Raw genomic sequence first — 20,411 nt, forward strand, 5'->3', positions numbered from 1 at the left:
CCCACGACGACGAGGGGTGTCCCGGCCACTTGTCTTCCGGTGGCCGGGACACCCCTCGTCGTGGGTGCGGGGCGTACGCCGCGCGGTCACCAGCCCCGGGCGCGCCACTGGGGGAGCTGTCCGCGCTCGTCGCCGAGCGTGGTGTCGTGGCCGTGACCCGGGTAGACCCAGGTCTCGTCGGGGAGCTGGTCGAAGAGCTTGGTCTCCACGTCGTGGAGCAGGCTCGCGAAGGCCTCGGGGTCCTTGCGGGTGTTTCCGACGCCTCCGGGGAAGAGGCAGTCGCCGGTGAAGAGGTGCGGAGCCCCGTGCGGGTCGTCGTAGACCAGCGCGATGGAACCCGGGGTGTGGCCGACCAGGCGGCGGGCGGTCAGGGTGACCTCGCCGACCCGGATGGTGCCCTCGTCCTCCACCAGGACGTCGGTCGCGACGGGGATGCCCTCGGCGTCGTACCGTCCGGCGTACGTGACGGCGCCGGTGGCGGCGACCACCTCGGCCAGCGCCTGCCAGTGGTCACCGTGCTGGTGCGTGGTGACCACCGAGGCGATGCCGTCCTCACCGATGAGCCGCAGCAGGGTGTCCGCCTCGTTGGCGGCGTCGATGAGGAGCTGCTCGCCGGTGGCCCGGCAGCGCAGCAGGTAGGCGTTGTTGTTCATCGGGCCGACCGCGACCTTGGAGATCATCAGGCCGGTCAGCTCGTGCACGTCCGCGGGTCCGCCGACCCGCACCGCTCCGCTGTAGGTCATGGGCGGCAGCCTATAGCGGCGGCAGTACGGGGAGAGGGCCGCCCTCCACGGTCAGGGCCGAGCCGTCGCGGCGGCCCGAGAGCCAGCCCAGGAGTTCCGGAGCCGGGCCGCCGACACCGGTCACGGGGCCCTCCTTGCCGCCACCCGTGGTCCATACGCGGCCGTCGTCGGCCCGGATGCCGGTGGAGACCACCTGCGGGTGGTCTCCGAAGCGCCCCGCCAGGAAGTCGATCTCCCGGATCACGAATGCCTCCGGCAGGTCCTCCAGCTCGTACCCCGTACCGAGGTCCACGTGGTGCAGCTCGACCTCGGCCCAGCGCCGGAAGGGGAGGTGGAGGGCGGAGTCCGTCACGCCGGCCCGTAGTTCCACGGTGCGTGACCAGTCGGCGGTGACGGCGGCCTCGGCGAGGAACAGCTCGCCGCTCGTGCGCAGGTCCTCCAGGTGCTCGGCGAGCGAGCGGGGCGCTCCGGCCTCGATGTCTCGGTCGCGGATTTCGCCGTTCGCGTACATCGGGAGCCCTCGGAGAACATTTCGGAGCGCGTCGGCGTTACGTGACAGGTGGGCCAGAACATGGCCCCGGCTCCAACCGGGCAGACGGGACGGTTCGGAGACAGTGGATTTGTCCCATAGGGCGACTGCGGAAAGCAGACGCTCCGTAGCTTCGCGTACGGATTCCAGGTCGCGCACAGGATCGCTCATGGGACCGAGCGTAGCCCCGCCACCCGTTCGGGTGAAGGAGGCGACGACCGGCCGGAAATCGAATGTGCGTGCTATACGCTCGAAGTCGAAAGCTTTCCACACCGCTGTGGCGCCCCCCATAACCTGGACCGGGGGCTCAGTTCCCCGTTTCTCTCAAGAAAGGTGCGGACCGGCGTGGCCGACCGTCTCATCGTCCGTGGCGCGCGCGAGCACAACCTGAAGAACGTCTCGCTCGACCTGCCCCGTGACTCCCTCATCGTCTTCACCGGGCTCTCCGGGTCGGGTAAGTCCTCCCTCGCGTTCGACACGATCTTCGCCGAGGGGCAGCGGCGCTACGTCGAGTCGCTCTCCTCGTACGCCCGGCAGTTCCTCGGCCAGATGGACAAGCCGGACGTCGACTTCATCGAGGGCCTCTCGCCCGCCGTCTCCATCGACCAGAAGTCGACCTCGCGCAACCCGCGCTCGACGGTCGGCACCATCACGGAGGTCTACGACTACCTCCGCCTGCTCTTCGCCCGCATCGGCAAGCCGCACTGCCCCGAGTGCCGGCGGCCGATCTCCCGCCAGTCGCCGCAGGCCATCGTGGACAAGGTCCTCGGCCTGCCCGAGGGAAGCCGCTTCCAGGTGCTCTCCCCGCTGGTCCGCGAGCGCAAGGGCGAGTTCGTCGACCTCTTCGCCGACCTCCAGACCAAGGGGTACAGCCGTGCCCGGGTCGACGGCGCCACCATCCAGCTCTCCGAGCCCCCCACGCTGAAGAAGCAGGAGAAGCACACCATCGAGGTGGTCATCGACCGCCTCACGGTGAAGGACAGCGCCAAGCGCCGGCTGACCGACTCGGTGGAGACGGCCCTCGGACTCTCCGGCGGCATGGTCGTGCTCGACTTCGTGGACCTCCCCGAGGACGACCCCGAGCGTGAGCGGATGTTCTCCGAGCACCTCTACTGTCCGTACGACGACCTCTCCTTCGAGGAGCTGGAGCCCCGCTCCTTCTCCTTCAACTCGCCCTTCGGCGCCTGCCCCGACTGCACCGGCATCGGCACCCGCATGGAGGTCGACGCCGAGCTGGTCGTCCCGGACGAGGAGAAGTCGCTCGACGAGGGAGCCATCCACCCCTGGTCGCACGGCCACACCAAGGAGTACTTCGGCCGCCTCATCGGCGCACTCGCCGAGGCCCTCGGCTTCCGCACGGACATCCCGTGGGCCGGGCTTCCGCAGCGCGCCAAGAAGGCCCTGCTCTACGGCCACAAGATCAAGACCGAGGTGCGCTACCGCAACCGCTACGGCCGCGAGCGCGCCTACACCACGCCCTCCTTCGAGGGTGCGGTCCAGTTCGTGAAGCGGCGGCACTCCGAGGCCGAGAGCGACTCCAGCCGGGAGCGCTTCGAGGGGTACATGCGCGAGGTGCCCTGCCCGACCTGTGAGGGCACCCGCCTCAAGCCGATCGTCCTCGCGGTCACGGTGATGGAGAAGTCCATCGCCGAGGTCGCCGCGATGTCGATCAGCGACTGCGCGGAGTTCCTCGGCCGCCTCAAGCTCAACGCCCGGGACAAGAAGATCGCCGAGCGGGTCCTCAAGGAGGTCAACGAGCGGCTGAAGTTCCTCGTCGACGTGGGCCTCGACTACCTCTCGCTGAACCGCGCGGCCGGCACCCTGTCCGGTGGTGAGGCCCAGCGCATCCGCCTCGCCACCCAGATCGGCTCCGGCCTGGTCGGCGTGCTGTACGTGCTGGACGAGCCGTCCATCGGCCTGCACCAGCGCGACAACCACCGGCTGATCGAGACCCTCGTCAGGCTCCGCGACATGGGCAACACGCTCATCGTCGTGGAACACGACGAGGACACGATCAAGGTCGCGGACTGGGTCGTGGACATCGGCCCCGGAGCGGGGGAGCACGGCGGCAAGGTGGTCCACTCCGGATCGCTGAAGGAGCTGCTGGCCAACAAGCAGTCGATCACCGGCCAGTACCTCTCGGGCAAGCGGGAGATCACCGTCCCCGACGTCCGCCGCCCCGTGGACCCGAGCCGCCGGCTCACCGTGCACGGCGCCCGGGAGAACAACCTCCAGGACATCGACGTCTCCTTCCCCCTCGGCGTCCTCACGGCCGTCACCGGGGTCTCCGGCTCCGGCAAGTCCACCCTGGTCAACGACATCCTCTACACCCACCTGGCCCGGGAGCTCAACGGCGCCAAGTCGGTCCCCGGCCGGCACACCCGGGTGGACGGGGACGACCTCGTCGACAAGGTGGTCCACGTCGACCAGTCGCCCATCGGCCGGACCCCCCGGTCCAACCCGGCGACCTACACCGGAGTCTTCGACCACGTCCGCAGGCTCTTCGCGGAGACGATGGAGGCGAAGGTGCGCGGCTATCTGCCGGGCCGCTTCTCCTTCAACGTGAAGGGCGGGCGCTGCGAGAACTGCTCGGGCGACGGCACCATCAAGATCGAGATGAACTTCCTGCCCGACGTGTACGTGCCGTGCGAGGTCTGCCACGGAGCCCGGTACAACCGGGAGACCCTGGAGGTCCACTACAAGGGCAAGTCCATCGCCGAGGTGCTGGACATGCCGATCGAGGAAGGCCTGGAATTCTTCGAGGCCGTCCCGACCATCGCGCGGCACCTGCGCACCCTCAACGAGGTCGGCCTCGGATATGTCCGGCTCGGGCAGTCCGCGCCGACGCTCTCCGGCGGTGAGGCGCAGCGCGTGAAGCTGGCGAGCGAGCTCCAGAAGCGCTCCACGGGCCGCACGGTCTACGTCCTGGACGAGCCGACCACCGGTCTGCACTTCGAGGACATCAGCAAGTTGATCAAGGTCCTCTCCGGACTGGTCGACAAGGGCAACTCCGTCGTCGTCATCGAGCACAACCTCGATGTGATCAAGACGGCGGACTGGGTCATCGACATGGGCCCCGAGGGCGGCAACGGCGGTGGCCTGGTGGTCGCCGAAGGCACCCCGGAGGAGGTGGCGGCCGTGCCCGCCAGCCACACCGGGAAGTTCCTCCAGGACGTCCTGGACACCGACCGGATCAACGAGGCGGCCGTGCCCGCCGCGCGCAAGCCGGTGCGCAAGACCGCCGCCAGGAAGACGGTCGCCGCCAAGACCGCTCCCGCCCGGCGGACGGCCACCGCCGCCACGGCGAAGCAGCCGGCCAAGAAGGCGACCCGCGCCCGCAAGGCGTGACGCGCCCCGGCCCGGCCCGCCGGTGCGCCCCGCCTCCCGGGAATCCGGGGGAGGCACACCGGCGGGCCGGGCCCCGTGGCGTCCGGCCGCCGCCTGTCCGGCTCCCGTCCGGCCGCTCGTGCCGCGTTCCACCCGTGCCGCGACGCTGCTCGTACGGCGGCCCGTCCGGGCCCACCGGTCCGTGGACCGGACCCGGGCGCCGAGGCGCCGATCTCCGCCGGTATCGTCGGTTCTGTCGTAGCGCCCCGGCCGTGCGTCCGTCGCCTTCCCCGGCCCGTGACGCCCCGTACCACCGCACACCCCTCGTACCACCGACCTCCGTGGAGACCGCGATGTCCGGCTCGCCCGCCACCCGCCGCACCGTGCTGAAGGGCGCCGCGCTCGTCGGCACCGCCGGGCTGGGAGCGGCCGCCTGCTCGACCGACTCCAAGCTCGGGCACGCCGAGACCCCGACTCCGACCGCGCAGGTCGACCTCGGCGCGGCCGACGCCGTCCCGGTCGGCGGATCGAAGCTCTACAGCGAGCAGCGCCTGGTGGTGGCCTGCCCGTCGAAGGGCCGGTACAAGGCGTTCAGCGCCCAGTGCACCCACGCGGGCTGCCTGCTGTACAAGGTCGAGGACAACGAGGGCCACTGCCCCTGCCACGGCAGCGTCTTCGACACCACGACCGGCGAGGTCATCCACGGCCCGGCCACCGTGCCGCTGCCCGCCGTCCCGGTCAGCGCGGCCGACGGCCGGCTCACCGCGGGTCCCGGCGCCTGACCCCTGCCGGGCGCGGCCCGCCCGCCTCCCTCCCGTCAGGGCGGCGCGGGCCGGACGGCAACCTGGCTGTCACCGGCCGGAAGTAGGGTGTGAGACATGGCAGACCCCTCCAGCTACCGCCCCAAGCCGGGACAGATCCCCGACTCCCCGGGGGTCTACAAGTTCCGCGACGAGCACCGCCGGGTGATTTACGTCGGCAAGGCGAAGAACCTCCGCCAGCGCCTCGCCAACTACTTCCAGGACCTGGCCGGCCTCCACCCGCGCACCCGCACCATGGTGACCACGGCCGCCTCCGTGGAGTGGACGGTCGTCTCCACCGAGGTCGAGGCGTTGCAGCTGGAGTACTCCTGGATCAAGGAGTACGACCCCCGGTTCAACGTCAAGTACCGCGACGACAAGAGCTACCCCTACCTCGCGGTCACCCTCAACGAGGAGTTCCCCCGGGTCCAGGTCATGCGGGGCGCCAAGAAGAAGGGCGTGCGCTACTTCGGCCCGTACGGCCACGCCTGGGCGATCCGCGAGACCGTCGACCTGATGCTCCGCGTCTTCCCCGTGCGTACCTGCTCCGCCGGTGTCCTCAAGAACGCCGCCCGCACCGGCCGCCCCTGCCTGCTCGGCTACATCGGCAAGTGTTCCGCCCCCTGCGTCGGCCGCGTCAGCCCCGAGGAACACCGTGAACTCGCCGAGGAGTTCTGCGACTTCATGGCAGGCCGCACCGGGGCCTACATGCGCCGCCTGGAGAAGGAGATGACGCTCGCCGCGGAGGACATGGAGTACGAGCGCGCCGCCCGGCTCCGGGACGACATCGGGGCACTCCGGCGGGCGATGGAGAAGAGCGCGGTCGTGCTCGCCGACGCCACCGACGCGGACCTCATCGCCGTCGCCGAGGACGAGCTGGAGGCGGCCGTCCAGATCTTCCACGTACGCGGCGGCCGGGTGCGCGGCCAGCGCGGCTGGGTCACCGACAAGGTCGAGGCGGTCGACACCTCCGGCCTGGTCGAGCACGCCCTCCAGCAGCTCTACGGGGAGGAGACCGGCGACTCCGTACCCAAGGAGGTCCTCGTCCCCGCGCTGCCCGAGGACCCCGACGCGGTCTCCGAGTGGCTCGCCCACCGCCGGGGCTCCCAGGTCAGCCTGCGCATCCCGCAGCGCGGCGACAAGAAGGACCTGATGGCCACGGTCCAGCGCAACGCCCAGCAGGCGCTCGGACTGCACAAGACCAAGCGTGCCTCCGATCTGACCACCCGCTCCCGGGCCCTGGAGGAGATCGCCGAGGCGCTCGGCCTCGACACCGCCCCGCTGCGCATCGAGTGCTACGACATCTCCCACCTCCAGGGCGACGACGTCGTCGCGTCGATGGTCGTCTTCGAGGACGGGCTCGCCCGCAAGAGCGAGTACCGCCGCTTCCAGATCAAGGGGTTCGAGGGCCAGGACGACGTCCGGTCGATGCACGAGGTGATCGGCCGCCGGTTCCGCCGCTACCTCCAGGAGAAGGAGCGCCTGGGGGAGTGGGAGGAACCTGCCCGGGCCGACGCCCCCGGAGTGGCCGCCCCGGGCACCGGCGCCCCCGCCACCGAGGCTCCCGCCACCGACGCCCCCGGCACCGGCCTTCCCGCCACCGACGCTCCCCGGGCCGACGCTCCCGGGGCGGGCGCCCCCGGGCTCGCCGCCTCCCCGACCGACGGGCCGCGCGAGGACGACACCCCCGACGACACCGAGCCCCGCGAGGACGACGGCCGCCCCAAGCGGTTCGCCTACCCGCCGCAACTCGTCGTGGTGGACGGCGGACAGCCGCAGGTGGCCGCCGCGAAGCGCGCCCTGGACGAGCTGGGCATCGACGACATCGCCGTCTGCGGCCTCGCCAAGCGCCTCGAAGAGGTCTGGCTCCCCGACGACGACGATCCCGTGGTGCTGCCCCGCTCCAGCGAGGGCCTCTACCTCCTCCAGCGCGTCCGTGACGAGGCCCACCGTTTCGCCATCACCTACCAGCGCGCCAAGCGCGCCAAGCGGGTCCGCAGCAGCCCCCTCGACGGCGTCCCCGGCCTCGGCGAGAGCCGGAAACTCGCGCTCCTCAAGCATTTCGGCTCCGTCAAGAAGCTGCGGCAGGCGACAATCGACGAGATCTGCGAGGTCCAGGGGATAGGCCGCAGGACCGCGGAGTCGGTGGCCGCGGCCCTCGCCACGGCCGCGCCGGCCGCGCCCGCCGTGAACACGGCCACAGGAGAGATCATCGACGAGAACGACGGGGGCACGCCATGACCGACCATGAGCACCGCCACGCAGAACCCACGCAACCGGACCCGGACCGAACAGACGGAGCAGACGTGAGCACGGGCACCACCAACGAGACGGGCGACGCCGTCCCGACGGCCATCCCCGAACTGGTGATCATCTCCGGGATGTCCGGCGCCGGCCGGTCCACCGCCGCGAAGTGTCTGGAGGACCTCGGCTGGTTCGTCGTCGACAACCTCCCGCCCGCCCTGATCCCGACCATGGTCGAGCTCGGCGCGCGCTCCCAGGGCAACGTGGCCCGGATCGCCGTGGTCGTGGACGTACGCGGACGCCGCTTCTTCGACAACCTCCGCGAGTCCCTGGCGGACCTGGACACCAAGCACGTCACCCGCCGGATCGTCTTCCTGGAGTCCTCGGACGACGCCCTGGTGCGGCGATTCGAGTCGGTCCGCCGCCCCCACCCCCTCCAGGGCGACGGCCGGATCGTCGACGGCATCGCGGCCGAGCGCGACCTGCTGCGCGAACTGCGCGGCGACGCCGACCTCGTCATCGACACCTCCAGCCTCAACGTCCACGAGCTGCGCGCCAAGATGGACGCCCAGTTCGCCGGCGACCAGGAGCCGGAGCTCCGCGCCACGGTGATGTCGTTCGGCTACAAGTACGGTCTGCCGGTCGACGCCGACCTCGTGGTGGACTGCCGCTTCCTGCCGAACCCGCACTGGGTGCCCGAGCTGCGCCCCTTCACCGGCCTGAACGAGGAGGTGTCCGCGTACGTCTTCGACCAGCCGGGCGCCAAGGAGTTCCTCAACCAGTACACCGAGCTGCTCCAGCTCGTCGCCGCCGGATACCGCCGCGAGGGCAAGCGCTACGTGACCATCGCGGTCGGCTGCACGGGCGGCAAGCACCGCTCCGTCGCGATGTCGGAGAAGCTCTCCGCCCGCCTCGCCGCCGAAGGCATCGAGACCGTCCTCGTCCACCGGGACATGGGGCGAGAGTGACCACCGTCAACCTGCGGCTGCGGAGACTGAGCAGGGCGGCCTCGCTCCGCTCGGGGCGCAGGCGCGGCGGCCCGCCGAAGGTCGTCGCCCTCGGCGGCGGCCACGGGCTGTCCGCCTCGCTCGCGGCCCTGCGCCGCATCACCGGTGACCTGACCGCCGTCGTCACCGTCGCCGACGACGGCGGTTCCAGCGGACGGCTCCGCGACGAGTTCGGGGTGCTCCCGCCCGGCGACCTCCGCAAGGCGCTGGCGGCCCTCTGCGGGGACGACGACTGGGGGCAGACCTGGGCCAGAGTCACCCAGCACCGCTTCGAGTCCCGGGGCGACCTGCACGGGCACGCGGTGGGCAACCTGCTGATCGTGGCGCTCTGGGAGCAGCTCGGCGACCACGTGCAGGCGCTCGACCTGGTCGGCACGCTGCTCGGCGCGCACGGCCGGGTGCTGCCCATGTCCGCCGTACCGCTGGAGCTCCAAGCGCAGGTCAGGGGGCACGAGCCGGAGCGACCCGAGGCGATCGTGACCGTACGCGGCCAGGCGACCGTGGCCCTCACCCCGGGCGAGGTGCAGTCCGTGCAGGTGGTCCCGCACGCCCCGCCCGCCGTCCCGGAAGCGGTCGAGGCCGTTCTGGACGCGGACTGGGTGGTGCTCGGGCCGGGCTCCTGGTTCTCCTCGGTCATCCCCCACCTGCTGGTACCGGATCTGCTCGACGCGCTGGTCGCGACGAAGGCCCGGAAGGTGCTTTCGCTGAACCTCGCGCCGCAACCCGGTGAAACAGATGGCTTCTCCCCGCAGCGTCATTTGGAGGTTTTGGGGCGACACGCACCTAAACTCGCCTTGGACGTGGTGTTGGCCGATGAGGCCGCCGTGCCTGACCGCGAGTCCCTCGCCGATGCCGCGAAGCGGCTCGGTGCCGCGGTGGAGCTGGCGCCGGTGGCCTCGCCAGACGGCGTTCCGATTCATGATCCGGAGCTGCTGGCCGCCGCGTACGACCGTATTTTTCGGATGCATGGAAGGATCGGCCCATGGCGATGACGCCAGCGGTGAAGGACGAAATCTCTCGGCTTCCCGTCACCCGGACCTGCTGCCGGAAGGCGGAGGTCTCCGCGATCCTCCGGTTCGCGGGCGGGCTGCACCTGGTGAGCGGCCGGATCGTGATCGAGGCGGAGCTGGACACGGCGATGGCGGCCCGCCGGCTCAAGCGCGACATCCTGGAGATCTTCGGGCATGCCTCGGAGCTGATCGTGATGGCCCCCGGCGGGCTGCGCCGCGGTTCCCGGTACGTCGTACGCGTCGTGGCGGGCGGCGACCAGCTGGCCCGCCAGACCGGTCTCGTGGACGGCCGCGGCCGTCCCATCCGCGGGCTGCCCCCGCAGGTGGTCTCGGGGGCCACCTGCGACGCCGAGGCGGCCTGGCGCGGGGCCTTCCTGGCACACGGCTCGCTCACCGAGCCGGGCAGGTCCTCCTCGCTGGAGGTCACCTGCCCCGGTCCCGAGGCGGCGCTCGCGCTGGTCGGGGCGGCGCGCAGGCTCTCCATCGCCGCCAAGGCCCGCGAGGTCCGGGGCGTCGACCGCGTGGTGGTCCGCGACGGCGACGCGATCGGCGCCCTGCTGACCCGCCTCGGCGCCCACGAGTCCGTGCTGGCCTGGGAGGAGCGCCGGATGCGGCGCGAGGTGCGGGCCACCGCCAACCGGCTCGCCAACTTCGACGACGCCAACCTGCGCCGATCCGCCCGTGCCGCCGTGGCCGCCGGTGCCCGCGTGGGCCGCGCCCTGGAGATCCTGGGCGAGGAGGTCCCCGAGCACCTCGCCGCCGCCGGACGGCTGCGCATGGAGCACAAGCAGGCGTCGCTGGAGGAACTGGGCGCGCTCGCCGATCCGCCGCTGACCAAGGACGCCGTCGCCGGGCGTATCCGCCGGCTGCTGGCGATGGCCGACAAGCGCGCACAGGATCTCGGCATCCCGGGTACGGAGTCCACCCTCAGCGAGGAGATGGCGGAAGGCCTGGTCGGCTGAGGCCGGTCCACCCCCGCTCCACTCCGGCCCGCCCTCCGGTCCACTCCGGGCCGCACCGTCGTATACGACCGTCGCCGGCGTTCCCTTCGCGGGGACGCCGGCGACGGCTTTTCCGCCGTACGGAGAAGACGCCCGCGGCGGAGCGCGGGGGCGTCGGCCGGGAGGCCGGACGCCGGTCCGCGGCCCCGCCCGTCACCACGCGGCGTCGCCTGTCAGACCCCGATCGTCCGTGTGTGTACGGGCGTTGGGCACATGTCCGATCGTCGCAGGACAGAGCCCGTTTTCCGGCCCGAAGGGTGACCGGTGGGCCCCCGGCGGGCCGGAGCCATGTGTTCCTACTGGTCAGTAGGTCGTATCGGTGCGCGTACGAGGCCTCTCGATGTCACCCGCGGGCCACATGAGAGGTAGGGTCGGGAGCGGTCGGGGACATCCCATACAACTCGCCGGCGTCGAAACCCGGCGTACCTAACGAGGAGATCGGTTCGTGACGATCCGCGTAGGCATCAACGGCTTTGGCCGCATCGGTCGTAACTACTTCCGCGCGCTGCTGGAGCAGGGTGCGGACATCGAGATCGTGGCTGTCAACGACCTGGGTGACACTGCGACCACGGCTCACCTGCTGAAGTACGACACCATTCTGGGTCGTCTCAAGGCCGAGGTCAGCCACACCGCCGACACCATCACCGTCGACGGCCACACCATCAAGGTGCTCTCCGAGCGCAACCCGGCCGACATCCCCTGGGGTGAGCTGGGTGTCGACATCGTCATCGAGTCGACCGGCATCTTCACCAAGAAGGCCGACGCCGCGAAGCACATCGCCGGTGGCGCCAAGAAGGTCCTCATCTCGGCTCCGGCCAAGGACGAGGACATCACGATCGTGATGGGCGTCAACCACGACAAGTACGACGCGGCCAACCACCACGTCATCTCCAACGCCTCCTGCACCACCAACTGTGTGGCGCCGATGGCCAAGGTTCTCGACGAGAACTTCGGCATCGTCAAGGGCCTGATGACGACGGTCCACGCGTACACGAACGACCAGCGGATCCTGGACTTCCCGCACTCGGACCTGCGCCGCGCCCGCGCCGCCGCCGAGAACATCATCCCGACCACGACCGGTGCCGCCAAGGCCACCGCCCTGGTCCTGCCCCAGCTCAAGGGCAAGCTCGACGGCATCGCGATGCGCGTCCCGGTCCCGACCGGCTCCGCCACCGACCTGGTCGTCGAGCTGCAGCGCGAGGTCACCAAGGACGAGGTCAACGCCGCGTTCAAGAAGGCCGCCGACGACGGCGACCTGAAGGGCTACCTGACCTACACCGAGGACCCGATCGTCTCCTCGGACATCGTCAGCGACCCGTCCTCCTGCACCTTCGACTCCTCCCTGACGATGGTTCAGGAAGGCAAGACGGTGAAGATCCTCGGCTGGTACGACAACGAGTGGGGCTACTCCAACCGCCTCGTCGACCTGACCGTCTTCGTCGGCGGCCAGCTCTGATCCTCGGATCGGCAGGCATCTCGATGTAGTGAGGGGCTCGGACGGCGCGATGAAGCGCCGTCCGGGCCTTCTCGCGTGCTCATCCGTCCTTTCCAAGGAGTCCTGGAACAGATGAAGACGATCGACGAACTTCTCGCCGAAGGGGTCGCCGGCAAGCGGGTATTCGTCCGCGCCGACCTCAACGTGCCGCTCGACGGCACCACCATCACCGACGACGGCCGCATCCGCGCCGTCCAGCCGACCGTCGCCAAGCTCGCCGAGGCCGGTGCGCGGGTCATCGTCGCCTCGCACCTCGGTCGCCCGAAGGGCGCCCCGGACCCGGCGTTCTCGCTGGCTCCCGCCGCCGCCCGGCTCGGTGAACTGCTCGGCACCGAGGTCGCGTTCGCCACCGACACCGTCGGCGAGTCCGCCACGGCCACGGTCGCCGCCCTCACCGACGGCCAGGTCGCCGTCGTCGAGAACCTCCGCTTCAACGCCGGTGAGACGTCCAAGGACGACGCCGAGCGCGGTGCCTTCGCCGACCAGCTCGCCGCCCTCGCCGACGTGTACGTGGGCGACGGCTTCGGTGCGGTGCACCGCAAGCACGCCTCGGTCTTCGACCTCCCGGCCCGGCTGCCGCACTTCGCCGGTTTCCTCATCGCCACCGAGGTCGGCGTCCTCAAGAAGCTCACCAGCGACGTCAAGCGCCCCTACGCCGTCGTCCTCGGCGGGGCCAAGGTCTCCGACAAGCTCGGCGTCATCGACCACCTGCTGGAGAAGGCCGACCGCATCCTGATCGGCGGCGGCATGGCGTACACCTTCCTCAAGGCCCAGGGCCACGAGGTCGGCATCTCGCTGCTCCAGGAGGACCAGGTCCCCGCGGTGCAGGAGTACCTCAAGCGCGCCGACGAGCGTGGTGTGGAGTTCGTGCTCCCCGTCGACGTCCTCGTCTCGACCGAATTCCCGGACCTGAAGACCAAGGCCCCGGCCAACCCCACCGTCGTCGCCCACGACGCCATCCCGGCCGACCAGGAGGGCCTGGACATCGGCCCCGAGACGCGCAAGCTGTACGCGGCGAAGCTCGCCGACGCGGCCACCGTCTTCTGGAACGGCCCGATGGGCGTCTTCGAGCACCCCGACTACGCCGAGGGCACCCGCGCGGTCGCCCAGGCGCTGGTCGACTCCTCGGCCTTCAGCGTCGTCGGGGGCGGCGACTCCGCCGCCGCCGTGCGCATCCTTGGCTTCGACGAGAACGCCTTCGGCCACATCTCAACCGGTGGCGGCGCCAGCCTCGAATACCTTGAGGGCAAGACCCTCCCCGGCCTCGCCGCATTGGAGAACTGAGCCAGATGAGCACCCGCACCCCGCTGATGGCGGGCAACTGGAAGATGAACCTCAACCACCTTGAGGCCATCGCCCACACCCAGAAGCTCGCCTTCGCGCTGACCGACAAGGACTACGACGCGGTCGAGGTCGCCGTCCTGCCGCCCTTCACCGATCTGCGCTCCGTGCAGACCCTGGTGGACGGCGACAAGCTGAAGATCAAGTACGGCGCCCAGGACATCTCGGCGCAGGACTCCGGTGCGTACACCGGCGAGATCTCCGGTTCCATGCTCGCCAAGCTGAAGTGCGCGTACGTGGCCGTCGGCCACAGCGAGCGCCGCCAGTACCACGGTGAGAACGACGAGATCTGCAACGCCAAGGTGAAGGCCGCCTACCGGCACGGGCTGACCCCGATCCTCTGCGTCGGCGAGGGCCTGGACATCCGCAAGGCCGGTGACCAGGTCTCCTACACCCTCGCGCAGCTCGACGGCGCCCTCGCGGACATCCCGGCCGAGCAGGCCGAGTCGATCGTGATCGCGTACGAGCCGGTCTGGGCCATCGGGACCGGCGAGGTCGCCACCCCCGAGGACGCCCAGGAGGTCTGCGGAGCCATCCGCCGCCGGCTGGCCGAGCTGTACTCGCAGGAGCTGGCCGACGCGGTCCGCATCCAGTACGGCGGTTCCGTGAAGTCCGGGAACGTCGCCGCGATCATGGCGCAGCCCGACGTCGACGGCGCCCTCGTCGGCGGTGCGGCGCTGGACGCCGACGAGTTCGTCAAGATCGTCCGCTTCCGCGACCAGTGAGTATGCGCTAGCGCCGATCCGTCGTACCCTTGCGGGGGCCGGGGTGGGTTCCACCCTCGGCCCCCGTTGTGCGTGAACGAATTTTCGTAGAAGCAGATTTCGTAGAAGCAGTCCAGGAATTTCCGGAAAGTAGGGACCAGCCGTGATTTTGGCGTTCGAGATCGCCCTGATCGTCTTCAGCCTGCTGCTGATGCTGCTGGTGCTGATGCACAAGGGCAAGGGCGGCGGCCTCTCCGACATGTTCGGTGGCGGTATGCAGTCCTCGGTCGGCGGTTCCTCGGTGGCCGAGCGCAACCTCGACCGCATCACCGTGGTCGTCGGCCTGTGCTGGTTCGCGAGCATCGTGGCGCTCGGCCTGCTCATCAAGCTGGACAGCTGACGCATCGTCCGCGATTGCCGGTGACCGTGTAACTCCAATCACTGGACGCGCGTTGGGCCTTACGTAGACTGGGGCATCTTCGAGCACCATCACGCAGGGAGTTACGACCGTGGCAAGTGGCAACGCGATCCGGGGAAGCCGGGTCGGAGCGGGGCCGATGGGGGAGGCCGAGCGGGGCGAGTCCGCGCCGCGCCTCCGCATCTCCTTCTGGTGCTCGAACGGGCACGAGACGCAGCCGAGCTTCGCCCATGACGCGCAGGTACCGGAGACCTGGGACTGCCCCCGATGCGGCTTCCCGGCAGGTCAGGACAAGGACAGCCCGCCCGACCCGCCGCGCACGGAACCGTACAAGACGCATCTCGCGTACGTGCGCGAGCGGCGCAGTGACGCGGACGGCGAGGCCATTCTCGCCGAGGCGCTCGCCAAGCTCCGCGGCGAGATCTGAGAACACCCGCCCGGCTCCCGCGAGAGCCGCCGCTATTCCGCACCGCCCCGTTCACCGGCCGGACACCCCCTGGGTGCCGGCCGGACCGCTTTTCGCTGCCCGCGAAGCCCCGATGTCCGTAGGGGGCCATGCCCGCGCGGCACCCGCGACCAGGATCAATTAGGTTGGGGGTGCAGCGGGGAGCAGGTACGAGAAGAATGGGCTGATACCCGGGATGAACGCACAAAGCCGAACCAAGCTCAACCGGACGCCCGAGTGGGCGGCCCTCGGCAAGCACCGCGAGGAACTGGGCGGGACCCACCTGCGGGAGCTGTTCGCCGAGAACGCGGACCGCGGCGCCGCCTACACCCTCCGGGTGGGCGACCTGCACATCGACTACTCCAAGCAGCTGGTGACCGACGAGACGCTGCGTCTGCTGCGTGACCTCGCCGCCGCCACCGGGGTCGCCGAGTTGCGGGACGCCATGTTCCGCGGCGAGCGGATCAACACCACCGAGGACCGTGCGGTCCTGCACACCGCGCTCCGCGCCCCGCGCGGCGCCGTGGTCGAGGTCGACGGCGAGAACGTCGTACCCGCCGTGCACGCGGTACTGGACAAGATGGCCGGCTTCGCCGACCGGGTCCGCTCGGGCGAGTGGACCGGCCACACCGGCCGCCCCATCAAGAACATCGTCAACATCGGCATCGGCGGCTCCGACCTCGGCCCCGCCATGGCGTACGAGGTGCTGCGCTCCTTCACGGACCGCTCCCTCACCCTCCGTTTCGTCTCCAACGTCGACGGCGCCGACCTCCACGAGGCGGTCCGCGACCTGGACGCCGCCGAGACGCTCTTCATCATCGCCTCGAAGACGTTCACCACCATCGAGACGATCACCAACGCGACCTCCGCCCGCGACTGGCTCCTCACCGAGCTGAAGTCCGGTCAGGACGCCGTCGCCAAGCACTTCGTGGCGCTGTCGACCAACGCCGAGAAGGTGTCGGACTTCGGCATCGACACGGCCAACATGTTCGAGTTCTGGGACTGGGTCGGCGGTCGCTACTCCTACGACTCCGCCATCGGCCTCTCGCTGATGATCGCCATCGGCCCGGACCGGTTCCGCGAGATGCTCGACGGCTTCCACCTCGTCGACGAGCACTTCCGCACCGCCCCCGCCGAGGAGAACGTCCCTCTGCTGCTCGGCCTGCTGGGCGTCTGGTACGGCCAGTTCTTCGACGCGCAGGCGCACGCGGTGCTGCCCTACAGCCACTACCTCTCCAAGTTCACGGCCTACTTGCAGCAGCTGGACATGGAGTCCAACGGCAAGTCCGTGGACCGGGACGGCAATCCCGTGGAGTGGCAGACCGGTCCGGTCGTCTGGGGCACCCCGGGCACCAACGGCCAGCACGCGTACTACCAGTTGATCCACCAGGGCACCAAGGTCATCCCCGCCGACTTCATCGGCTTCGCCGCCCCGGTCGGCGACCTGCTGCCCGGACTCATCGCGCAGCACGACCTGCTGATGGCCAACTTCTTCGCGCAGACCCAGGCCCTCGCCTTCGGCAAGACGCCCGAAGAGGTCCGCGCCGAGGGCGTGCCCGAGGAACTGGTCCCGCACAAGACGTTCCAGGGCAACCACCCCACCACGACGATCCTCGCCGAGAAGCTCACCCCCTCGGTCCTCGGACAGCTCGTCGCGCTGTACGAGCACAAGGTGTTCGTCCAGGGCGCGATCTGGAACATCGACTCCTTCGACCAGTGGGGCGTCGAGCTCGGAAAGGTCCTCGCCAAGAAGATCGAACCGGTCCTCACCGAGGGCACCGGCGGCGAGCAGCTGGACAGCTCCACGGCCGCTCTCGTGGCCACCTACCGGTCGCTGCGCGGTCGCTGAGCCGGTGACCGAGGGGGAGCGGACGCCGCGCCTGAGACCTCCGGCGCACTCGCTCGACCGGCGTGCCGTCGGCTGGTGGCGCGCCCAGTGGCTGCTGCTGACGGCGGCGCCGCTGGCCGCGCTCGGCGTCCTCGCCACTCTCATCGCCCCGGCCCGGCCGTGGCTGCTGCTCTCCGCGGCGGTCACGGCCGGGCTCGGTGCCTGCTGCGCCGCCGTACTGCCCCGCTGGTGGTTCCGTACCCACCGCTGGGAGGTCACCGAGGACGCCGTCTACGTCCGCACCGGACTCTTCCTCCAGGAGTGGCGGATCGCGCCTATGTCGCGCATCCAGACCGTCGACACGGTCCGGGGACCGCTGGAACAGCTCTTCGGACTCGCCACCCTCACCGTCACCACCGCCTCGGCCAAGGGAGCGGTTCGGATCGCGGGGCTCGGGCACGAACCCGCCGCCGCGCTCGCCGAACGGCTGACCCGGATCACCCGGGACACCTCCGGCGACGCCACGTGAACACCGTGACCCCTTCGGACACCCCCGGCAGCGACGACGGCTGGCGCCGCCTCGACCCCCGTACCGCCCTGATCACCGCGGTACTCACGGCCGGGGTGGTGGTGGGCACCGCCGTCCCGATGGCCATGGGGTTCCTCGGCCACTTCGGCGCCGCCCGGGCCGGGCTCTGGACAGCCGCCGGGGCCGTCCTGCTGACCGGCTGCGCCGTCCTCGTGGACCACGTCCGCTGGCGCCGCACCCGCTACCGGATCGGCGTCGCACACGTCGACCTCCACTCCGGGCTGCTGCTCGTACGACGCCGCTCGCTCGCCCTCGACCGCGTCCGCACCGTCGACCTCACCGCCCGCCCATTGCTGCGGGTCCTCGGCCTGGTCACCGTACGGATCGGCACCGGCGAGCACCGGGACGGCGAATCGACCCTGCGACTCGACCCCGTCACCCGGGCCGAGGGCGAACGGCTGCGCCGGCTGCTGCTGGCGCGGGACGCGGACGGGGCCGTCGGTGAACGCCACGGAGAGCTGGCCGTCCTCGACCCCCGCTGGATCCGCTATGCCCCGGTCTCCTTCGTGGCCCCGATGCTCGGCGGCGCCGCGGCCGGCGGGGTGATGCAGGTGAGCGAGTGGGCCGGCGCGCAGGGCGACGTCGTCCACTGGACCGTCGAACTCTTCCGCGCCCTCCCGTTGTTCTGGACACTCGCCGTTCTCGTCGCGGCGGCCCTCCTCACCGGGGCGGCCGGAGCCCTCGGGCTCTGGACCGAGATGTGGTGGAACTACCGCCTGGAGCGCGAACCCGGCGGCACCCTGCGGGTCCGCCGCGGCCTGCTGACCTCGCGCTCCACCACCGTCGAGGAGGCCCGGCTGCGCGGCGCCGAGCTGGTGGAGCCCCTGGGCGTCCGGCTGTTCGGCGCCGCCCGGGTGGACGCGATCACCACCGGGCTGGCCGACGACGAGGAGGCCAAGGAGGCGAGCCACAGCACCCTGCTGCCCGCCGTGCCCCGGCCGGAGGCGGAGCGGATCGTGGCGGCCGTGCTCCGCGAGGAGTCCGCCCCGACCGCCGCGCCGCTGACCGGACACCCGCGCGCCGCCCTGGGCCGCCGGCTGCGGCGCGCCCTCGCGGTGGCACTGACCCCGGTGGCGCTCCTGGCGGTGCTCGGGACCGTGACCACGCCGGTCCTGCTGTGGACCGCGCTGGGCTGCGCGGCGGTGGGCGTACCGGTCGCGGTGGCGCTCGCCCGTGACGCGTACCGGAGCCTCGGCCACGTCCTCACCGGCCGCCACCTGGTCACCCGCTCCGGCACCGTACGGCGCTCGACCGCCGCCCTGGAGCGGTCCGGGGTGATCGGCTGGACGATTCGGCAGTCGTACTTCCAGCGGCGGGCGGGCCTGGCGGACATCACGGCCACCACGGCCGCCGGAACGGGCGCCTACGCGGTGTACGACACCGGCGCGGGCGAGGGGCTCGCCTTCGCCGCCGAGGCCGTACCGGGGCTGCTGGCGCCGTTCCTGGAGTGGGACGAGGGCGACCGCCCGGGCCGGGACTCCGCGCCGGTGCCCCGTCCGGACCACCGGGTCGGACCGTCGGAGCACACGGACCCCGCTGGCTGACGGGCCCGGCGGAGCCGGGTGGATCACCCGTTCCGGACCCGGTTCGCCGCCCTGCCCGGTACCCTCGCGACCGCCGAGGCCACCGGGCCCGGCACCAGGGTTCGGCCGACCACGGCATCGTGAGGACACGGTGTGTCGGCGTACGGAGCGGAGAACACCATGCCCCGATGGTTCGTCGTAGAGATCAGCGGCGAGACGCCACTCTTCCAGCAGGGGGTCGAGCGTGAGATCGAGGGGACCGAGGAGGAAGCCCTGGCCGGCCTGAGGGACGTCGTCGACAACTTCGCGAAGGCGCGTACCGAATCGGGCCGACGACGTCAGCGCAGGCAGGTCAGCCGCATATCCGAGCGGAGCTACTTCGTGCGCGTGCACAACCGGAAGGTCGAGCAGGCCCACTTCACCCTCGCCGAAGTCGTCGCCGACACGCACGACGACGCCCTTCCGGACACGGTGAGCGGCGGGCCCGGGGCGGTGCCGGTCCCGGGCCCGTGAGGTCCCGGGTGCGTCCGGGGCGGCGTGGCCTCAGCCGTGCGTCGTGTCGATGACGCAGAAGCGGTTGCCCTCGGTGTCGGCGAGCACCACGAAATCCGGGTCCGGCGGGTAGTGCGGCCAGTCCACCCGGGAGGCGCCGAGGCCGAGCAGGCGGGCCACCTCGCCCTCCTGGTCCTCGGTGTAGACGTCGAGGTGGACGCGCGGCACCTCCTGGACGGGGCTGTCGGGGCCGCTCCGGCCGAGGGAGAGGCCGACGCCGTGGCCCTCGGCCGGGACCAGGACCACCCAGTCGTCCTCGGCGGGCTCGCGCTCCACGTAGGCGAGCGCGGCCTTCCAGAACGCCGCGGCCCGACCTACGTCGGACGCCCCCATCACCACGGTGCCGATGCGTGACGTCGTCATGCGGAGAAGCCTGCCATGCCGAGGTGGGGGAGAAGGCCCCTTACCCTGCTCCGTGTTCGAGGGGTGTCATCGACGTCCCGGCGGACGCGACGGGCATCGGCCGGTCCCTGCACGCCGTGATGAGCGACTTCGGCGGCTACTTCGTCACCGCGCGGGTCGAGAACGACGATGGCTCCCCCGGCGAGGAGGGCCTGACCGAGGAGCACGCGACGTGGCTCGACGGCGTCTGCGAGGCGACGGGCCGCATCTTCGTCCCGGTCGACCTGCTCCGTGAGCCGTACGAAGGCCCGTCGGTCCTGTCGGCGGCCGGGGACGGCGCTGGCCGCGACGCTCGTGGCCGCAGGTGAGGCAGAAGAAGAGCAGGGGGACGAGGACTTGGGAAAGTCGAGTTGGCACGACCGCTACTTCGACCACATGTGAGACGGCCGGGAGGGTCCGTCCCTCGCTCACGCCTCTCCCGGGTGGGCGAGCGACGGCCGGAGGCCCGGCCCC

The 20,411-nt window shown here is 71.0% G+C and carries 19 protein-coding genes; 16 read left to right on the forward strand and 3 right to left on the reverse strand.

What is annotated here, in order from left to right:
• Positions 1 to 86: 86 nt before the first annotated feature.
• Positions 87 to 743: an MBL fold metallo-hydrolase gene (locus OHT52_RS24385; protein WP_328722304.1), complete on the reverse strand. Its 657-nt coding sequence runs from the start codon at positions 741 to 743 to the stop codon at positions 87 to 89.
• A gap of 10 nt (positions 744 to 753) precedes the next feature.
• The gene (locus OHT52_RS24390) at positions 754 to 1,443 is read right to left on the reverse strand and encodes a maleylpyruvate isomerase family mycothiol-dependent enzyme (RefSeq protein WP_328722305.1); all 690 of its coding nucleotides are present in this window, start codon (positions 1,441 to 1,443) and stop codon (positions 754 to 756) included.
• Between the two features lie 174 nt (positions 1,444 to 1,617).
• On the opposite strand from OHT52_RS24390, the gene uvrA reads away from it, so the two are divergent.
• From uvrA to OHT52_RS24465, 15 genes are all read left to right on the forward strand, one after another.
• On the forward strand, positions 1,618 to 4,620 hold the full coding sequence (gene uvrA / locus OHT52_RS24395; RefSeq protein WP_328722306.1) for an excinuclease ABC subunit UvrA: 3,003 nt from the start codon (positions 1,618 to 1,620) through the stop codon (positions 4,618 to 4,620).
• 332 nt (positions 4,621 to 4,952) lie between these two features.
• Complete coding sequence (locus tag OHT52_RS24400; protein WP_328723884.1) at positions 4,953 to 5,381, forward strand: Rieske (2Fe-2S) protein; 429 nt, start codon at positions 4,953 to 4,955, stop codon at positions 5,379 to 5,381.
• A gap of 96 nt (positions 5,382 to 5,477) precedes the next feature.
• Positions 5,478 to 7,640, forward strand: a complete 2,163-nt coding sequence (uvrC, locus tag OHT52_RS24405) for an excinuclease ABC subunit UvrC (protein ID WP_328722307.1) — start codon at positions 5,478 to 5,480, stop codon at positions 7,638 to 7,640.
• Entirely contained in the window at positions 7,637 to 8,611 is a 975-nt protein-coding gene (rapZ, locus tag OHT52_RS24410) for an RNase adapter RapZ (protein ID WP_328722308.1), read from the forward strand. The genes uvrC and rapZ overlap by 4 nt, the downstream gene beginning before the upstream one ends.
• On the forward strand, positions 8,608 to 9,642 hold the full coding sequence (locus OHT52_RS24415; RefSeq protein ID WP_328722309.1) for a gluconeogenesis factor YvcK family protein: 1,035 nt from the start codon (positions 8,608 to 8,610) through the stop codon (positions 9,640 to 9,642). Before rapZ ends, OHT52_RS24415 begins: the two co-directional genes overlap by 4 nt.
• A complete protein-coding gene (gene whiA, locus OHT52_RS24420) occupies positions 9,633 to 10,622 on the forward strand; it encodes a DNA-binding protein WhiA (RefSeq protein WP_328722310.1) in 990 nt (329 codons plus the stop codon). Before OHT52_RS24415 ends, whiA begins: the two co-directional genes overlap by 10 nt.
• Before the next feature lie 484 nt (positions 10,623 to 11,106).
• Positions 11,107 to 12,117: a type I glyceraldehyde-3-phosphate dehydrogenase gene (gene gap / locus OHT52_RS24425; RefSeq protein ID WP_328722311.1), complete on the forward strand. Its 1,011-nt coding sequence runs from the start codon at positions 11,107 to 11,109 to the stop codon at positions 12,115 to 12,117.
• 111 nt (positions 12,118 to 12,228) lie between these two features.
• Complete coding sequence (locus OHT52_RS24430; RefSeq protein WP_328722312.1) at positions 12,229 to 13,440, forward strand: phosphoglycerate kinase; 1,212 nt, start codon at positions 12,229 to 12,231, stop codon at positions 13,438 to 13,440.
• A gap of 5 nt (positions 13,441 to 13,445) precedes the next feature.
• Complete coding sequence (gene tpiA, locus OHT52_RS24435; protein ID WP_328722313.1) at positions 13,446 to 14,222, forward strand: triose-phosphate isomerase; 777 nt, start codon at positions 13,446 to 13,448, stop codon at positions 14,220 to 14,222.
• A 142-nt stretch (positions 14,223 to 14,364) separates the two neighbouring features.
• Positions 14,365 to 14,601 (forward strand): preprotein translocase subunit SecG, encoded by a 237-nt coding sequence (gene secG / locus OHT52_RS24440; protein ID WP_266703172.1) that lies wholly within the window; start codon positions 14,365 to 14,367, stop codon positions 14,599 to 14,601.
• A 109-nt stretch (positions 14,602 to 14,710) separates the two neighbouring features.
• Entirely contained in the window at positions 14,711 to 15,046 is a 336-nt protein-coding gene (locus OHT52_RS24445; RefSeq protein ID WP_266703170.1) for an RNA polymerase-binding protein RbpA, read from the forward strand.
• A gap of 214 nt (positions 15,047 to 15,260) precedes the next feature.
• Entirely contained in the window at positions 15,261 to 16,913 is a 1,653-nt protein-coding gene (gene pgi, locus OHT52_RS24450; RefSeq protein ID WP_328722314.1) for a glucose-6-phosphate isomerase, read from the forward strand.
• Positions 16,914 to 16,917: 4 nt separating this feature from the next.
• Entirely contained in the window at positions 16,918 to 17,421 is a 504-nt protein-coding gene (locus OHT52_RS24455) for a PH domain-containing protein (RefSeq protein WP_328722315.1), read from the forward strand.
• On the forward strand, positions 17,418 to 19,025 hold the full coding sequence (locus tag OHT52_RS24460) for a PH domain-containing protein (protein WP_328722316.1): 1,608 nt from the start codon (positions 17,418 to 17,420) through the stop codon (positions 19,023 to 19,025). Before OHT52_RS24455 ends, OHT52_RS24460 begins: the two co-directional genes overlap by 4 nt.
• A gap of 159 nt (positions 19,026 to 19,184) precedes the next feature.
• Entirely contained in the window at positions 19,185 to 19,517 is a 333-nt protein-coding gene (locus OHT52_RS24465) for a hypothetical protein (RefSeq protein ID WP_328722317.1), read from the forward strand.
• Between the two features lie 30 nt (positions 19,518 to 19,547).
• Here OHT52_RS24465 and OHT52_RS24470 read toward each other — a convergent pair whose 3' ends face one another.
• Complete coding sequence (locus OHT52_RS24470) at positions 19,548 to 19,919, reverse strand: VOC family protein (protein ID WP_328722318.1); 372 nt, start codon at positions 19,917 to 19,919, stop codon at positions 19,548 to 19,550.
• Between the two features lie 23 nt (positions 19,920 to 19,942).
• Here OHT52_RS24470 and OHT52_RS24475 point away from each other — a divergent pair, with 23 nt between their 5' ends.
• Entirely contained in the window at positions 19,943 to 20,266 is a 324-nt protein-coding gene (locus OHT52_RS24475) for a hypothetical protein (RefSeq protein ID WP_328722319.1), read from the forward strand.
• Positions 20,267 to 20,411: the final 145 nt, after the last annotated feature.

The organism is Streptomyces sp. NBC_00247 (assembly GCF_036188265.1).
Lineage (GTDB): Bacteria > Actinomycetota > Actinomycetes > Streptomycetales > Streptomycetaceae > Streptomyces.

What these genes read in the sequence shown, in the direction of transcription:
- pgi (WP_328722314.1), top strand. Translation starts at nt 15,261, where the DNA reads ATGAACGCACAAAGCCGAACCAAGCTCAACCGGACGCCCGAGTGGGCG.
- rapZ (WP_328722308.1), top strand. Translation starts at nt 7,637, where the DNA reads ATGACCGACCATGAGCACCGCCACGCAGAACCCACGCAACCGGACCCG.
- OHT52_RS24400 (WP_328723884.1), top strand. Translation starts at nt 4,953, where the DNA reads ATGTCCGGCTCGCCCGCCACCCGCCGCACCGTGCTGAAGGGCGCCGCG.
- uvrC (WP_328722307.1), top strand. Translation starts at nt 5,478, where the DNA reads ATGGCAGACCCCTCCAGCTACCGCCCCAAGCCGGGACAGATCCCCGAC.
- OHT52_RS24385 (WP_328722304.1), bottom strand. Translation starts at nt 743, where the DNA reads ATGACCTACAGCGGAGCGGTGCGGGTCGGCGGACCCGCGGACGTGCAC.
- OHT52_RS24465 (WP_328722317.1), top strand. Translation starts at nt 19,185, where the DNA reads ATGCCCCGATGGTTCGTCGTAGAGATCAGCGGCGAGACGCCACTCTTC.
- OHT52_RS24390 (WP_328722305.1), bottom strand. Translation starts at nt 1,443, where the DNA reads ATGAGCGATCCTGTGCGCGACCTGGAATCCGTACGCGAAGCTACGGAG.
- whiA (WP_328722310.1), top strand. Translation starts at nt 9,633, where the DNA reads ATGGCGATGACGCCAGCGGTGAAGGACGAAATCTCTCGGCTTCCCGTC.
- OHT52_RS24470 (WP_328722318.1), bottom strand. Translation starts at nt 19,919, where the DNA reads ATGACGACGTCACGCATCGGCACCGTGGTGATGGGGGCGTCCGACGTA.
- tpiA (WP_328722313.1), top strand. Translation starts at nt 13,446, where the DNA reads ATGAGCACCCGCACCCCGCTGATGGCGGGCAACTGGAAGATGAACCTC.
- OHT52_RS24430 (WP_328722312.1), top strand. Translation starts at nt 12,229, where the DNA reads ATGAAGACGATCGACGAACTTCTCGCCGAAGGGGTCGCCGGCAAGCGG.